6 protein-coding genes are annotated in these 16,708 nt (G+C 70.9%); 2 read left to right on the plus strand and 4 right to left on the minus strand.

Features of this window, described 5'->3' with window-relative positions; genetic code table 11:
- The 4 genes from CBM2586_RS23975 to CBM2586_RS23990 all read right to left on the minus strand — a co-directional run bounded on the left by CBM2586_RS23975 (position 1) and on the right by CBM2586_RS23990 (position 13,457).
- On the minus strand, positions 1–10,680 hold the full coding sequence (locus CBM2586_RS23975) for an LWXIA domain-containing protein (RefSeq protein WP_115690258.1): 10,680 nt from the start codon (positions 10,678–10,680) through the stop codon (positions 1–3).
- 155 nt (positions 10,681–10,835) lie between these two features.
- The gene (locus CBM2586_RS23980) at positions 10,836–11,639 is read right to left on the minus strand and encodes a putative hydro-lyase (protein WP_115690260.1); all 804 of its coding nucleotides are present in this window, start codon (positions 11,637–11,639) and stop codon (positions 10,836–10,838) included.
- Between the two features lie 118 nt (positions 11,640–11,757).
- Positions 11,758–12,708 (minus strand): LysR family transcriptional regulator, encoded by a 951-nt coding sequence (locus CBM2586_RS23985; protein WP_115664244.1) that lies wholly within the window; start codon positions 12,706–12,708, stop codon positions 11,758–11,760.
- A 143-nt stretch (positions 12,709–12,851) separates the two neighbouring features.
- Entirely contained in the window at positions 12,852–13,457 is a 606-nt protein-coding gene (locus CBM2586_RS23990) for an SRPBCC family protein (protein WP_115690262.1), read from the minus strand.
- A 539-nt stretch (positions 13,458–13,996) separates the two neighbouring features.
- Here CBM2586_RS23990 and CBM2586_RS23995 point away from each other — a divergent pair.
- Complete coding sequence (locus CBM2586_RS23995; RefSeq protein ID WP_373424263.1) at positions 13,997–15,310, plus strand: MFS transporter; 1,314 nt, start codon at positions 13,997–13,999, stop codon at positions 15,308–15,310.
- Positions 15,311–15,634: 324 nt separating this feature from the next.
- A complete protein-coding gene (locus CBM2586_RS24000; protein WP_115690264.1) occupies positions 15,635–16,639 on the plus strand; it encodes a helix-turn-helix transcriptional regulator in 1,005 nt (334 codons plus the stop codon).
- Positions 16,640–16,708 lie beyond the last annotated feature (69 nt).

Genomic DNA, 16,708 nt, shown 5'->3' on the forward strand with positions numbered 1-16,708 from the left:
CTATCGCGTCACGTCCAGCTCCCAGCCCGGCTCCAGGTGGTCCGGGTCGTCGGCCAGCCGGTAGCGCGGGTTCAGGTTGATCAGTTCGCGCAGCGCGAAGTTGGCCACCTGCTGGTCCGGCGTCATCGCGCGCGCCTGCGCCTCGGCCTTCTGGCCGTCGGACAGCAGCGTGTCGAGATGCGCGCCGGCGATGCCCCATAGCGTGGCACCGGCGACGTGGTCCGGGCTGTAGGGCTGCACGCGCACCGATCCGGATGCGGGGCGCTCCTTCGGGGTCTCTCTGGGTGGTTCTTTCGGCGGCTGCTGCGGCGGCGTGGGTACTCCGGGAGCGGCCGTCGGCGGGGTCGACGGACCACCGCCCGGGGTCGGCGCCGGCCGTGGCCCGCCCTTGTCGTCGTCCTTGAGCAGCTCCACCAGGATCTTGGCGCCGAAGTTGACGATCACGCCGCCGCCCAGCAGCACCAGCCCCTTGGGCATGGCGCGGCCGAAGAAATCCCATTTCTGCGCCAGCCATGGCGTGACCGGCTGGTCCACGGCATCGGGATCGGCGGCCCTGGCCAGCCGGTTTTTCTCGGCGTTGATCAGCTTCTGCTCATTGCGCGACTGCAGGTGCGCGCCGATGCCGAACACCGCCAGGCTGCCGGCCTCGATCGCGCCGACCACGCCGCCGGTATGCACCATGTCGGCCACGGCCAGCGGCACCGCGCCGACCGAATACGCGTTCATCACGAACTTGCGTAGCCGCGCGCCCAGCAAGGCGGGTTGCGCCAGCCCGGTGTGATAGCCCGCGCGGGCGGCGAAATTGACCGTGCTCAGCACCGAATTGGCCGCCAGGAACACCGCGCTGCTGTAGGTCAGCGGCTCGCCGATCTGGGTCACGCCATGCTCGCCGAACCACAGCATGGTGTTGCCGTTGTTGATCGCCAGCGTGCCCAGCTGCAGCGCGTCGTTGACCTGCCCGGCGCGGGTATCGGGCGTCAGCAGCGCGGCGCCGATGGTGCCGAGCTCCGCCTGCGCCTCGCGGATCTTGTCCGCGGCCTCGGGCAGGTCCTTCTTGTCGGCGTGGTGGGCGTAGGCTTCGAGCTGGTCCAGCGCCCTGGCAAACTTCTGCTGGTTCTTGGCGTTGATGCCCCACACCGCGGTGCCGGGCTTCTCGGTCAGCGCGCGGCGCAGCCAGGCGATATCGGCCGGCGTATGCGTGCCCGCGCGCCGGATCACCTTGCCGGCATGCACGGTGCGCCCCATCGCCACGCTGCCGCGGTAGATGAAGCAGCCGGCGCTGGTCAGCACCAGGTTGGCACCGGTCTGCGCGGAGATTGCCGCGGCGCCGGAGGCGGCGGCGAAGGTGCCGGCCGCCGACACCGTCAGCGCGGTCCGCACCTTCCACGGGCGCGGGCCATTGCTGCCGGGCGGCGGTGGGTTGCCGGCCGGGCCATGCGAGATGGTGGCGCGCACCACCCCGCCCTCGCCGCCCACGCCGCCCCGGGTGCCGTCGTCACCCCGGGCGCGCGCTGCCTGCTGCATCCGGTCCAGCATGCGGTAGACCGCACTCCCTTGCGACGCATCCGCGCCGGTCTCGACATGGGTCAGGTCGGCCACCTTGACCGCGCCGCCGGGGAACAGCGCGAACTCCACGTCTCCCAGATGCAGCTTGCGCGTGGTCATGGTATCGACCAGAGCGGCGATATCCCGCGCCGACCGCTCGTTGAGCAAGGCGGCATGCTCCGGCCGTAGCTGGCCGGTGGCGTCGAACAGGTCCTTGGTACTGGCGGCGTACCGCTCATAGCCGATGGCCGGGCGCCCGAACGCCTCGAACGACGCCGGCCCGAAGCTGCGCACGGTATTGAGCCCGTGCGCGCCGGCGGCCTCGGCCATGGCGGCGCGCTCGCCGTGCACCATGTCGCCCAGCCAGGCCTCGTTGGCAATGCCGACCGCCAGATCCTTGCCCAGCGCGAACACGGTCTTGGCGCCACCGCTGCCAAGCCGCGGTCCCAGGTAGGCCTCCAGCCGCACCCGTTCGCGGCTGCCGTCGGGCCGGCGCAGGAATACGTTGCCGTGGTGGTCGATCTTGAAGCTGTGGCCGGCGTAGGGATCGGGCTGCGGCGACAGGCGGCGCCAGCTTCCGGGCTGCGCCAGGTCGATCTGGCTCTTGGCCGGGTCCTGCGCGTAGGCGCCGCGGCGCAAGGCGAACTCAGGCACCAGCACCTCGGTGCGCATCACGTCGGCCACCTGCTGCGCCAGCATGCGTCCCTGCGGCCCATGCGCGCCGTCCAGCGCCAGCACGATGGGCTGGCCGGGCTCCCAGTCATGCGCCAGCTGGAAGGCGAGCTCGTGGGCGCCGATGCCCTCGCCTGCCTCGCCGCGCAGCCCGCCCTCGGGGCGCACGGCGCCGACCACCACCAGATGATCGCGGGGCGCGTTGACGCGCACCGCCGGCTCGCCGAGCGCCAGTTCGGCCCAGCGGTCCGGCGCCTGCCGCCAGCTGGCCGGCACCGGATCGCCCGCGGCGCGCGCGCCATGCTGGCGCACCGGCTTGCCGCCGCTGGTGACGGCTACCACCGGCAGCGCCGGCATGGCGCCGTGGAAACGGCCACCGTCCTGCACATGCACCGGCGCACCGGACGCGGCCATGGTCGCGGGATCGGCGGCCACGCGCAGGCGCGCGCCATGGGCCAGGTCGCTGCCCGGCGCGCGGAACGCGTCCACCTCCAGCCGGCCGTCGGCGCCATAGACGCGCGCGTTCAGCCCGGTGGCCAGCTGCTGCACCAGCGACACCGCGCCGTCCTGCCCGTAGCAGCCGTACAGCACCACCGGCGTGCCTTCCTGGTAATCCGGATGCGCGCGGATGCGGTCGATCACCGCCGGCGCATCGAGCAACGCGGACGGACCGTCGCCGGCCCGCATCGCGATGCCGCCAAACAGGCCCTCGGCGCGCACGGTGAAATGCCCGGGAACCTGGGGCACCGACACCGCCACCGCCTCATCGTCAAAGGTCTTGTGCCCGGCCTGCTGCGCCAGGTCCAGGTCCGCGCGCCCGCGCGGAAACTGCTCCAGCTGGGCCAGCACGTCGATGCGGCGGCCGTCCTGCTGGCGCACCAGCGGCAGCCCGGCACTGAAGTCGTCGGGCAATGCGGCGCGGATCTCGCCGTGGTAATCGGGATTGAGCGCAAACCCTTGCGCGTGCGGCTTGTGCCCGCGCAGCGACAACGGCACGGTGCCGACCACGCTGCGCGCGTCGACCGCGCCGTGGCGCGCCGCCTCGCGCTGCGAGACTATCGCGATGCGGAAGTTGCCGCCCGCCTGCAGCGCCGGGCCGAGGTCGCGCATGGCCTGCTGCAGCGACAGGAACGACGCCTCCGGCAGGCCCGCACGCAGCGGCACCGACAGCCCATCGCCATGGGTCACCAAGTAGTGCACGCCGGCCAGCCGCCCGCCGGATTCGTGGATGCCGTCGACGGTGGTCTCGATGGCTTTCGGGCTGGGCGCGCCGTCGCGCACCGACCAGCTGCCATCGCGGATCTCCGGCCGCGCCGCGGGCATGGCCGCCGGCCGGCTGCCCGCAGCGTCGGCGCGGCTGGCGGCAGCAGCCTTGCGCGGCAGTTGTCCGCCGTGCGCGACCACCGCCTTGGCGGCGTCGGCCAGCGGCGTGCGCGCCAGCGCCGGCCCACCCGGCAGCGGCGCGCGCGCGGCGCCCGGACCATGCGGCTGACCGCCGGCGGCGGCGCGTCCGTACAGCGTGATCACCGCCTGGTGCACTTCGGTCGAGAAGCCATCGACGGTCGCCACCCGCTCGCGCGAGACGCCGTCGACGGCGCCGGCATCGGCCGCGGCCTGCAGCACGCGGCCCAGTTCCTCCGGGCTCTGGAAGCGCTCGGGCATGTTGCCGCGGCGCAGCAGCAGCGCCGAGACCGCGTACGCGCCCCAGTTCGACACGCTGGCGGTGACCACATGGTCGACCGGCACCACCGCGGCGATATCGCTGCCGTCGAGCGCGCGCGGGATCAGCCCGCCCACGCCGCCCATGCCGGCCTCGTTGCCGCCGTCACCGACGCCCAGGGTCTCGATGCCGTCGATGGCATTGGCTTCCAGCACGATCTGGTCCAGCGCCGGGTTGAAGTCGTCGATGCCGATGCCGCGCATATTGTGCTTGGTGCCGCGCGCGCTGCGCGACGGCAGCTCGATCGCCATCACCCGGTCGGGGCCGACCTCGCGCAACAGCGCGCGCGCCGGCTCGGCCGCGCTGCCGACCGGTGCATCGAACACGCGGATATTGTCGAGCGGCTCGCCCATCTCGCGCAGGATGCCTTCCAGGATCGGCCGGTTGGCCGAATCGACCACATAGGTCACCTGCTTGCCGCGCAGCCGCAGCGCGCGGCCCAGCTCCGCGGTGCCCGGGGGGCCGTCGGTTTCCGGCATGTCCTTGGCCACCGAGAAGCCGGTCACCAGCATCACGTTGCTGGCGTCTTCCAGCGACGCCGCCGCGCGCTCGGCGCCGCCCGGCATGTAGAACTCGCGCAGGCCGCGGCCGATGTAGTTGAAGCTGATGCGGTCGACCGGCGCCAGGTGGCGCCCGCCGTCCACCAGCGCCAGCGCCGGCGACACGTCCGCCGCCTCGCCGAAGGCGGTCTTGAACACGCGGATATCGGGGCGGCGCCCCATCGCGTGCGCCAGGCCGGACACCCGCGACGGCTGGCCGGTGGTGAAGACGATGGTCGGCAGGGTCTTGTCGTCGGGCACCGCCGACGGGTCCAGCGGCTGCTCCAGCAGTGCGCCGCGCTCGATCAGGCCCTGGTCGACCAGCATCTCCACGCCCTTGCGCGCCTGGTACTGCATCGGGTCGATCAGCCTGACGTCGCTGCGGCCGATGGCATCGAGCTGCTGGCGCACCAGCGTTTCCAGCGCGGGATAGTGGGTGCAGCAGAACCACAGCGAGGTGGCGTCGGACGGAATCTGCTCGGCGTTCAAGTATTTCGCCACCAGCCCCTTGAGCTGCTCCAGCTGCGCGCCGTCGGCCAGGTGCATCAGGTTGTTGACCGCATCGGCCCACTCGGTCGCGCCGATCTCCTTGACCGTGACGCTGCCGCCGCTGGCCTCGGCCACCGCCTCCAGGTAGGCGTGCAGCCTGACCGTGCCGGGCGTGGCCACCACTACCGGGCGCGCGCCGCCCTCGGTGACGATCCTGGGCGCGGTCTGCATGATCAGGTTGACCACCTTGGCCTGGTGGGTGCCGGCCAGCGCTTCCGGAAACGCCGTGCAGGCGGTGTTGCAGGCAAACAGGTCGACCGCGCCCCTGGCCTTCTGCGCCGCGACCACGCCGGCATGGACCAGGTTCACCAGGTCGCCGCGCTCGCGCCCGCCGTAGGTACCGGCGGCATGGTCGGTAAACGCCACCACCTGCACCGCCTTGCCGGTCATGGCATAGGTGTGGCGCGCGATATTCTGCGCGGCCAGCAGTCCGCCGTTGCTGGAATCGAAGGCGGTGATGACGATCGCATCGTCCTGCACGCGGATGCCGAAGTCGGCCGGATCGATGCCGTCGGGCAGGAAGCGCCGCTGGATGCCCTCGAACAGCTGTGCCATGTCCAGGCCCGCGGGCAGGCGCTCGGCCGCCTTCTGCAGCAGTTCGTAGACGCCCTTCTGCACGGTCTTGTCGTAGCCGCGCACGCTGGTGGCGCCAACTTCCAGCGTGACGCCGTCGCGCGCCTTGTGGCGCGCCATGGTGTCGAGCAGCGCGCCCACGGTTTCCACGCTCGGCATGCCGCTGTCGCGCCCCAGCGCGCGCTGCACGCCGAAGCCGATCGCCTGCGCCGCCAGGTTGGAGTTCATGCCCGTCACCAGGTGGTCGGCGCCGACGTCGGACCAGCTGTCGGCCAGCTGCTCGGTCACTGCCATGTCGCGCAGCAGGCGGTCGCGCGCGGCGCGCATGCCGGCCTCGTTGCCGTGGTCGCCCACGGCAATGGTGACCATGTCGGCGATGTCGTTGGCGTCGATCAGCAACTGGTCGAGCATGGCGTTGCCGCGCACGCGCTCGCCGTTCAGCAGCCGGTATTCGTTGTTGGTGTTGCGCCCGGCCACTTCCACCGCCACCACCGCCTGCGGCTTGTGCAGCGCCAGCAGCGCGCGCGACTGGCGCCCGGCGCTGGCGAAGTCCCGGGCCGAGAAGGTCTCGACGCGCGCATCGGGCTGGTTCAGGTCCTGGCGCAGCATCTGGCGCAGCGTGCGCGCATGGGCGCGGTCGGTGACATAGACCACGTCCTTGCCCAGCGAGGCCAGGTAGGCGCCGAGCGAGGCCGCCCCGACCGGGCCGTTGGTCTCGGCGCGGCCATGGGCGGTCAGCGGACCGGTGACGATCATCACCGAGTCCAGGTCCGCCAGCGCGCGCGCGGCCATCTCGGCGCCGTAGGGCACGCCGATGTTTTCCATGCTGCCGTCGATCCACAGCACATTGTCCAGCGGCGAGATCGCGTTCTGCCGCAGCGACATGCGCGCCGGCGCTTCGGGCCCGTCGGCTCGCGCCACCACCGCGGGGCCGTGGCTCACCGTGCGGCGCTGCACGCCGGCCTCGCCGTCGCCCGACAGGTGGCGCGGCGCGCGCGCCAGCGCCGGCGTGCCGCTGGCGCCGCGGCGGCGCGAGGCCGGAGCCGGCGCGTCGGCGCGGCTGCCACCGCTGCGCTCGCCCGACCGGCTGCGCGCGGCGGACTCGGTCGCGTAGCGCGCCATGGCGCGGCTCATGGCGCGGTCCATCATGCCGTGGATCACCCGTTCCTGCAGCATCGCGCCGCGCGTGACCGCCATGTCGAAGGCCGCGGCGGTGCTGAGCCTGGCCGATTGCCAGGGCGTGAGCCGGTGTGGCGTGCGCAGGTCGGGGGCCGCGGCCGTGCCGCCGTTGCTGCGCTCCGGGGGCGCCGGCCTGGCCGCGGCCGGCGTGGCTTCACCGTCGGCCTGCTTGCCGGAGCGGCCGGACTGGCCGTCGGCATCGGGGCGTGCGAGCGGCTGGCTCTCGGCGTCGCGACCGGCCACGCCCTGGCGCGTGCTGGGCCGAGTGGGGGGCCGATTGGTGGACCGAGTCGCGCCCGGCACGCCCTCGCCGTCGCGGAAGGCCCCCAGCGCTTCCGGTGCCAGGCCGCGCCCCGGGGCGCCGATGCCGGCCGGATCGCCCGCGCCGGCGCCGCGCCCGCGCATGGCCTGGTAACCGTCGCGCACCGACTCGCCGATGCGCTTCTGCAGCGCCATCGGCAGCATCTGCGTGGCGCCCATCAGCAGCATGGCGCTGTTCTGCAGTTTCTCCGACACGCTCATCTCGCTGCCGTGCTCGGCGAACATGGCGGCCTGCTGCAGGGTCTGCACGCCGCCGATGCCGAAGCCCACGCCGTTGAGCACGCGGCTGGCGCTGCCGTAGTGGCCGGCGCTGTGGGTCAGCATGCCGCCCGCCATCTGGCGCAGCGGGCTGGTGCTGCCGGCCAGGCGGGTGCCGGCGTTCATCGCCAGCGCGCCGGTCTTGGCCAGGCCCATGCCGCCCATGCCCGCCAGCGAGCCGGCCACGTTGAGCCACTGCGCCATCGCTTCCTGGCTGCTGAAGGGATTGACCGAGCGGCCATGGTCCGAAATATTGTCCAGCGCGGCCCACGAGGTGCCGACGCCATAGCCCATGCTGCCCACCATGCCGACCCACGCCGCGGCCACCAGCGGCGTCAGCGTGCCGCCCGAGGCCACCGCCAGCACCCCGCCCGCGACCGCGCCGACCGCGGCCACGCCGAGGTTGACCCAGCCCCACACCTTCTCGCTGGTGGTGACGATATGCGCGTCCATCGCGGCGTAGTCGACATGGCCGTCGCGGCCCAGCTCCAGGTTCTCGGCAAAGTACACCGTGCCCTTGTCGGAGAGCAGGTTGTTCTCCTGGAAATCGCGCTTCGCGTCCAGTTCTTCCTTGCCATAGACGGCGCCCTGGTCGTCGACCCACAGGGTCTTGCCGTCCTTGCCCTCGAACGCGAACACCGAGGTCTGGTACGGCACTCCGCCGGGACCGGCCACGTACATCGGGATCGCCTTGACCGTGGTGCCGGCCTTGGCATCTTCCGCGATCTGCTCCCGGATCGCCTTGGCGTCGCCCTGCGGTGCACCCAGGGCGATGGCCGCGGACAGCCCTTTCTCGTCCGAGGCCTTGGCGCTGAGTTCTTCCTTGCGCATTGCCAGGCTGTCGAAGGTCTGCCGCAGGATTTCGTCCTTGTCGAGCTCGAAGCGCTGGTTGGCCTCCTTGGCCTCGTCGGTGCCGGCGTAGTCCTCGCTGCCGCGCTGCACCGCATTGCGCAGGTAAACGTCTGACATCACCGGCGCGTCCTTGCTCGACTTCAGCGACTGCTCGAATGCGGCCGACAGCCCGACATGGCCCCTGGCGGCGGCGTCCTGGGCACCGCCGTAGATGCGTCCCTGGCGCGACGAGCCGCCCTGGTTCATCATCATCAGCAGGCTGACCTCGTTGTCGCGGTCGCTCAGCCAGCTGGCCGTGCTGGTCGCGGCCGGGGCCGTGCCGGGCTTCGCCTGTGGGTTGCGCGCGTAATACCCGGCGTCGGCCGCATCGACCACCGCCGACAGGCCATGGTAGAAGTCGTCCCAGTCGTTGTAGCCCGGCGACTGGCTGTTGTTGCGCCCGGTCCAGTCGTTGCTGTATTCGGTCTTCACCGTATCGAGCAGCGTGCCGGCGTCTTCCTCGATCAGGTGCGGCGCCACTTCCTGCAGGTACACGCCCACCTTGTCGGCGTACATCTTCTCCTGGCCGATGATGGGCCGGCCCCGGTCGTCGTGGGTCTTGTTCTTCAGGCCCTTGTCCATCGACGCTTCGATCTGCGCCTTGAACAGGTCGCCGCTGAAGCGGTCGTTATGGACATCGACGTAAAGCTGGCGTTCCTCGGGCGTCTGCGCCGCATCGGCGCCGGCCTTGCGCATCTGCAGCGCGCCGGTGACGTCGCCGCTGTCCAGCTTCTGGTCGATGCCGCGGGTCATGGCGTCCACGCGCAGCGGCACCGAGCCCTCCATGTAGCCGAGCATCCGGTTCAGGCCGCTGGCGGTCTGGTCGCGCTCGGCCTGGCTGAGCCTGGGATCCTCGCTGCGCGCCTTGAGCTGCTCGACGGTGTAGCCGAGCAGGCCCTTCTCTGCGACGCCCTTGTCGTAGGCAATCCGGGCCGGATCGGTCGCCGGCAGGTCGGGGGCCGGAACCAGGCTGTCGGCGCCCAGCGCCTTGTACATGACGTAGCCGGCCGGGTTGTGTTCCATCAGCGCGCGCTCGGCCTGCGGCAGGTCGCGTGGCGTGGCCGAATTGGGGTCGGTCTTGGCCTGCGGATCCAGCGTCAGTCCCTGCGCCTGCGCCATCGCGAGGGTGGTGGGATCGTTCCGCGCCAGCTCGCGCTCGAACTCGGTGGATGGCGTCAGGTGTTCCATCTCGCCGGCGATGCGCCCGCGCAGGTCGACCCGGTCGATCAGCTGGCCCATGCCGCCTTCGGTGCCGTAGCGCGCCTTCAGGTCCTGCACCGCCTGCTGGCGATAGCTGTCCGGCACCTTGACACCCTGCCCCGACGCCAGCGCCTTCAGCTGCGCGTCGGCGTCGCTGACCTTGCCGTTGGCCAGGGTCAGGTCGTACGAACGGTCCGCCATCGAGATGGTGCGGTCGTGCGGATCGTTGCGCAGGTCCTTCAGGGCCTGGTCGGCGTCCTGCTTGTAGCCGTTGGCCGCGACCGTGTCGATCTCTTTCTGCATGGCATCGAGGAAGGTATCCTCGGCCTTTACCCGTTCCTGCCGTGCTTGCTCAAGGGCGTCGCGCGCCGCCACCAGCTGGTCGTCGGCCTCGAGCTCGAAGCGCCGGATGCCGCCGGGAATCTTCAGGTAGGCGGCCTGTTCCTCGGCGACTTTCGCCGCGGCCTGCTGCTCCTTGTCCTGCGCCAGCACCACGTTGAAGCGCGCGCCCTGGGTGTCGCGCGCCTGCTGCGTGCCCTCGTCCTTCAGGAATTGCGTCTTGGTCTGTTCGATGTTCAGCGCAACGTTGGGATCGTCATAGCGCTTGCGGATCTCCTCGGCCTTGGCCTCGACCGCGGCCTTGACATCCTTGCCGGTGGCCGCGGCGTTGTTGGCGGCCACGCGCAGCTCGTTCTGCGCGCCGCCCATCACGTTGCCGTACTTGAGGCCGAGCGGCTGCCACTGCTTGTCGGTCATGGCGCGGCCGTCGAGCTTGGCCACGACCTTGTCATAGGCGTCCTGCGCTTGCTGCTGCCAACCATCGGTCAGCGCCCTGGCATCGCTTTCCTTCTTCTTGCGTGCTGCCTCGGCGGGGTCGGTCTGGGGTTTCTCGGGCGCCGGCGCATCGACCTGCATCGCCCTGGGTGCCTGCGCGCCTGGGGTGCCGGTGGTGTAAAGCGCCGGCGTCACCGCGACCGCCTGCGGCTTGTCCGGCTGGTCGGCTGGCTTCGCCTGCTGGTCTTGCTGGGTTTGCTGCGACTGTTGAGCCTGCTGAGTGTTCTGGGTGTCCTGCTGGCGCTGGGTCTCGCGCGCCTCGGCCGCGCGCTGGGCGCGTTCGGCGGCTTCGCGCGCGGCCCGCTCGGCGGCCTCGCGCGCGGCTTCGGCGGCGGCGCGGGCCGCGGCCTCGGCGGCCGCGCGCGCGGCGGCCCGGATGGCATCCATGAAATCCAGCATGACGCAAGTCTCCTGGCGACGCCGGCGCCTGCCGGCAGTTCAGACGGTTGCCGATGCCCCGGCACGCGGGCAAGCCGCGGGCATCATGCCCGCCGATTCTGCGCGCCATGGCCGGGCAGGCCAACTATGGAAATTCGTAGGCCCGCTGCCCGAGGCTAGAGGCCGTTGTTATCGAGGTCGGTCACCAGCATGCAGCCCGGCGCATGGGTGATGCAGATCTCGGGCCGCGCCTCCCGGATCACCGCCTGCGGCGTGACGCCGCAGGCCCAGAACACCGGGATTTCATCGGCGTCGAGCGGCACCGCGTCGCCGTAGTCCGGCGACTCGATATCCTCGATGCCGATCAGCCGCGGGTCGCCGATATGCACGGGCGCGCCGTGCACGTCGGGATAGCGCGCGGTGATCTCGGTGGCCAGGATCGCGTGGGCGGCCTTGAGCGGGCGCATCGACACCACCAGCTTGCCCGACAGCCGTCCCGCCGGGCAGGTCTCGATCGCGGTGCGGTACATGGCCACGTTGCGGCCCAGGTTGATGTGCTTGAGCGGCACGTTGGCCGCGATCAGCGCCTGCTCGAACGAGAACGAGCAGCCGATGGCAAAGGCGACGAAGTCGTCGCGCCACAGCTCGGTGATGCCGGTGGTCTCGTGGTAGGCGTTGCCGTCGCGGTAGACCCGGTACCTCGGCACGTCGGTGCGGATGTCGACGTCGCGCCCGAGGTTGCGGAACACCGGGTCGCCCGGATCGGTCACGTCGATCAGCGGGCAGGCCTTGCGGTTGAGCGCGCAGAACTGCAGGAAGTCGTAGGCCCAGTCGCGCGTCAGGATCACGATGTTGGCCTGCACATGGCCGCGCGCCAGGCCGCTGGTGTGGCCACGGTAGCGGCCCGCGCGGATCAGCTGGCGCAGGGCGGCGGGGTCTTCGGGCAAGAGCGAGGCGGCGTGCTGGAGCGGCTGGTTCATGGTCGGCAGGCAGGCGCCGGGCGGCGCGAAAGTCGGGTTGACCTGCCGATTCTGGGCGCCCGCCGGCGCCGGCGTCCAACAAATCTTTCGGATCGAGCGCGATAAAGGAATCCGATGACTACGAGCCCGCGTGGGGCGCCGCGCCGGGCGGCTGCATCGGCACCGCCATGTCCTCGCCGACCTCGGCGCAGAATTCCGCCACCACGCCGGTGGCCAGCTCGACGATCGACTCGTTGACCTCCAGCCCGGCGCCGATGCGCCAGGAGGCAACGATATCGAGCGCGGGCGGATGGTTCTCCACCGCCACCACCGACAGCGTGCCGTCGGCCAGTTCCTTGCGCACCAGTGCCGGCGGCACCGCGCCGATGCCGAAGCCATCGCCGATCAGCCGCGTCATCGCCGCCACCGAATTCACGCAGTTGATGCGCGGCGAGGCCACGCCGTTCAGGTGGAACAGGCTCAGGATGTCCTGGTGCGGGCGCGAGTTCTTGACGAAGGTGATGACGCGCTCGGCGGCCAGTTCTTCGAGCGAGGCATAGGGCCGGTCACAGGCGGAGCCGGTGGCGACGATCCAGCGGATCGGGTACCGCGCCAGTTCGACATTGCGCACCGTTTCCAGCCGCAGCAGGTCGGTCTGGAAGATCACGTCGAGATAGCCCTTCTGCAGCTGGTCGCACAGGTTCAGCGCGGCATCGGCGGTCAGCTCGATCTCCAGCGCCGGGTAGGCCTGCATGGCGCGCTTGACCACGGTCGACAGCCAGGTATGGATCACCGAGTCCATCGCGCCGATGCGCACCCGCCCCGCGATGGCGCGCGAGCGGTCGAGCGACTGCCGCATATGGTGCATGGTGTTCACCATCTTCTCGGCATACTCCAGCACGCGCTGGCCCTCCGGCGTCAGCGTCACGCCGCGCGAATCGCGCAGGAACAGCTTGACGCCGAGGTCTTCCTCCAGCACGGCGATGCGGCTGGAGATCGAGGCCTGCGTGCTGAACAGCTTCTCCGCGGTCAGCCTGAAGCTGCGCAGGCGGGCCACCCAGACAAAGGTTTCGAGAAAGCGCAGGTTCATGGGCGAGGGGGTGCGGGACGGTCACTCCGGCGTCGGCATGGTGAGCGACAGAATCTACGCGATGACACAGTGGCAAACAAGCGTTTGAAAGCGGCGCCCGGTCGCGTGCGCCGCTGCTGTGCGGTATCCTGAGGCGGCCGCGCTTATGCTCCCAGCGGCGACGGATCTGACGGTGTCGGCGCCTGGCGCGGCGGGATCAGCGCCGGGCCGCGCGCGGCGGCTTCCTCGGCCTCCTGCTGCGCCGCTTCGGCCTGCGCCTTCATGCGCTGCAGCGCGGCCAGCATGTCGTCGCCGAGCGCGTCGGGATACTCCGCGCGCGCGCCGTCGGGCACGGCGGACGGATCCAGCCACACCTGCCAGGTCACGCGCGTGGTGCCCACCTCCTGCCCCGGCATGGCCTGCAGCCGCCCGCGCGTATGGCTGGAGAGCTTGCGGTAGCTGTAGGAATACGGCCCCCGGTCGGTGAGCACGTCGACCGCCGGCAGGCCGCCGGCCTTGTAGGCCATGCGGCGTACCGTGCCGGGGCTGCCGCTGCCGAGCACCACACGGCAGTCCTTGTAGACGGTGTCCCAGTCCGGCACCGCGCAGTAGCCGCCGGCCAGTTCCCAGACGCGCGCCGGATCCGCCTGCACCTCGAGCGAGCGCTCCACGGGGATCAGCTGCGCGTGCGCCGGCGCCTGCCACGCGAGCAGCAGCGCAGCCACGGCGAGCCGGAGCGTGGACAGGGTCAGGCGGGCTAGGATAGGCATCGGCAAGGCGGCTCGCGCACGGACGGGGCAATGGCTGCAAGCCTAGCCGAGCGCGGCGGAGGATGCCATTACCGAAAGCTCGTAGCGGCCGTGCGCGCGCGGCCTGGCCTACGGATTTCCGTAGGCGCGCGGCCAACCCGCGTGCGCTGGCGCGCCGTATGCTTATGCCCGCGCGGAGCCGGGCCCGCGCGCGCCACCGCGGCATCGGGGAAAACCCGCGGCCCGTGCCGGTGGCGCCACGGGCCGGAAGCGCGCCAGGCGCGCAGTTACGGGCTTTCAGCACAGGAATCAATTTTTCTTATCGGCCGCCGCCCGAAAAACTAGTTGGACGCGGACGGCCATGCTTTTCAAGAATGCAGTCAGCGGGCGCACCGCAGGAGACGCGGCAACCGCGCACCGCCGCGCCATCGATAGAAGCGCAATCCCGACGCGCCATCGATACGCGCCGGCGGTAGCCGGCAACCCATGCCGGCACCCCAGGGCAAGCGCCGCGCACCGCGCGCTGCCAGGCCGAGCCAGACATTGCACGAGAGGAATGCATGGAAACGCAGATCGGCAGTATCCAGAGCCCCCAGTCATCGTCCCCCGCCAGCGCCGAGGCCGCCCCGTCGCGCGGCTTTTTCTCCTGGTACCGCGACATCAGCGCCAATGAGCGCCGCACCTTCTGGAGCTGCAAGGTCGGCTACGCGCTCGACGCCATGGACACGCAGTTCCTGAGTTTCGTCATCCCCACGCTGATCGCCACCTGGAGCATCAGCCGCGCCGACGCCGGCTTTATCGGCACCGCCACGCTTTTGACTTCGGCCGCGGGCGGCTGGGTCGCCGGCATCCTGTCCGACCGTATCGGCCGGGTGCGCACGCTGCAGCTGACCATCGTGTGGTTTGCCTTCTTCACCTTCCTGTGCGGGCTGGCGCAGAACTATGAACAGCTGCTGGTGGCGCGCGCGCTGATGGGCTTTGGCTTCGGCGGCGAATGGACCGCCGGCGCGGTGCTGGTCGGCGAAGCCATCCGCGCCCAGGACCGCGGCAAGGCGGTGGGCATGGTGCAGGCCGGCTGGGCCGTGGGCTGGGGGCTGGCGGCGCTGCTCTATGCGCTGGTGTTCTCGCTGCTGCCCGCCGAGACCGCGTGGCGCGTGCTGTTCCTGATCGGGCTGCTGCCGGCGGTGTTCGTGATCGTGCTGCGCCGCCTGGTCAAGGAGCCCGAGGTCTATACCGAGCACAAGGCGCGCGAGGCCCGCGCCAGCGAAAAGACCTCGTTCGCCGCAATCTTCTCGCCGCGCCTGCTCAGCATCACGCTGCGCGCGGCGCTGCTGACCACCGGCGCGCAGGGCGGCTACTACGCCATCACCACCTGGCTGCCGACCTTCCTCAAGACCGAGCGCGGCCTGACCGTGCTCGGCACCGGCGGCTACCTGGCGATGGTGATCGTCGGCTCCTATATCGGCTATGTCACCAGCGCCTACCTGACCGACCGCATCGGCCGCAAGCGCAACTTCATCCTGTTCGCGCTGGGCTCGATGACGATCGCGCTGGCCTACACGCACATCCCCGTCAACGACACCGTGATGCTGCTGCTGGGTTTCCCGCTGGGCTTCTTCGCCTCGGGCATCTTCGCCGGCATGGGCGCATTCCTGACCGAGCTGTTCCCCACCAGCGTGCGCGGCTCGGGACAGGGCTTCTGCTACAACGTGGGCCGCGCCATCGGCGCGTTCTTCCCGTTCCTGATCGGCCATGTCAGCCAGCAGATGTCGCTGGGCCACGCCATCGGCATCTTCGCCGCGGCCGCGTATGGCGTGCTGATCCTGGCCGCGCTGACGTTGCCGGAAACACGCGGCAAGGCGCTGGAAGCGTAGCGCGCAGCATGGCAGCGCCGCGGCCTGGCGCCGCGGCGCATGCAGATCACCATAACAATCAAGGCAGCCCCACGCGGGCCTGCCCAGTTTTCTTCCGACGGGAATCGGGTCAGCAGTATGTCGGGCTTGCCAGCTCGACGGCAATGCAGCGCAGCCGCGATACGCGCTGGCGATGGCCGGCCGCCATGCAGCATCGGCGGACCGCCACGACCGGCACGACGCGCCGCGCCCCGCAGTGCCGCCGCGCGGGCCAGCCCCATTTGCGCGCGTGGACCGGCTCACAAGGCCGTGGTCGCACGCCAAGACTCGTTGTCGGAGGCCTACATGATCAAAGATGTGGAAGTCGTGCCGTACCGTGACGCGGGGGCGTCCGGGCATGGCACCGCAGCAACCGCCGCACGCCCCACGGCCCGCCCGGCTCCTGCGCCCGGCACTGCCCCGGCGCTGGTGGCCAACAACGGCATCAAGGTATTCGGCGAGCGCCACCTGGTACCGGTCAGGCAGCGCGTGCGCCACGGCGCCACCCCCGGCCTGGTGACCGCGCTGCAGGCCGAGCCGACCCACGAAGGCCGCAGCGCGGTAATGCAGTCCGCCATCCGCGCCATCGGCTTCGACTGGCTGGGCTACGCCACCGCCGCCCAGGTCGGCGGCCAGCTGCAGCCACGCACCTTCTTCGAAAGCTATTCCCCGCCGGGCTGGCGCGAGCGCTATTTCCGCGAGCGCTACTACGAGATCGATCCGCGCACGCCGCAGCCGGGCACCTTCTGCCTGCCCACCGTATGGGATGCCGACGACCTGGCACAAACCCCGCTGGGCAACGTGCCGCCGCTGCGCCGCCGCCGCTTCCTCGAGGACCTGCGCGACGCCGGCGTGCGCAGCGGCATCTTCCTCAACCTGCCGATGCCCGGCAACAGCGAGTTCGTGCTGATCAGCTTTATGTCGGGCATCGAGAGCCGGCGCTGGATCGGCGATTCCGTGGTCGGCCAGGCGCTGGCAATGGGGCTGGCGCTGCACGAGTTCCTGACCTGCCACGTCGAGATCCCGGCGTTTGCCGGCCGCCATCGCGAAGGCCTGTCGGAGGTGCAGCGCGATATCCTGGCCTGCCTGGCACAGGGGCTGTCAGACAAGGAGATCGCGCGGCGCATGGACATGTCGATCTTCAACGTCGACTACCACATGCGCCGGCTGCGCAGCCACTTCGGCGTGCGCAACCGGGTGCAGCTGGCCAGCGCGGCAACGCTGCTGCGGCCGCCGGGGGCGCCGCTCTCGGTGGATAGGGAAAAGGAAGCGGCGGGGGGATTGCGGCTTAGTTTGATGGCGTTGGCTTAAGCATTGGCGTTGGCCTTGGCTCGAACGCCGCCGTACTCCCTCTCCCGCTTGCGGGAGAGGGTTGGGGTC

Source organism: Cupriavidus taiwanensis, from assembly GCF_900250115.1.
GTDB classification, from domain to species: Bacteria; Pseudomonadota; Gammaproteobacteria; order Burkholderiales; family Burkholderiaceae; genus Cupriavidus; species Cupriavidus taiwanensis_B.

What these genes read in the sequence shown, in the direction of transcription:
- CBM2586_RS23975 (WP_115690258.1), bottom strand. Translation starts at nt 10,680, where the DNA reads ATGCTGGATTTCATGGATGCCATCCGGGCCGCCGCGCGCGCGGCCGCC.
- CBM2586_RS23980 (WP_115690260.1), bottom strand. Translation starts at nt 11,639, where the DNA reads ATGAACCAGCCGCTCCAGCACGCCGCCTCGCTCTTGCCCGAAGACCCC.
- CBM2586_RS23985 (WP_115664244.1), bottom strand. Translation starts at nt 12,708, where the DNA reads ATGAACCTGCGCTTTCTCGAAACCTTTGTCTGGGTGGCCCGCCTGCGC.
- CBM2586_RS23990 (WP_115690262.1), bottom strand. Translation starts at nt 13,457, where the DNA reads ATGCCTATCCTAGCCCGCCTGACCCTGTCCACGCTCCGGCTCGCCGTG.
- CBM2586_RS23995 (WP_373424263.1), top strand. Translation starts at nt 13,997, where the DNA reads ATGGAAACGCAGATCGGCAGTATCCAGAGCCCCCAGTCATCGTCCCCC.
- CBM2586_RS24000 (WP_115690264.1), top strand. Translation starts at nt 15,635, where the DNA reads ATGATCAAAGATGTGGAAGTCGTGCCGTACCGTGACGCGGGGGCGTCC.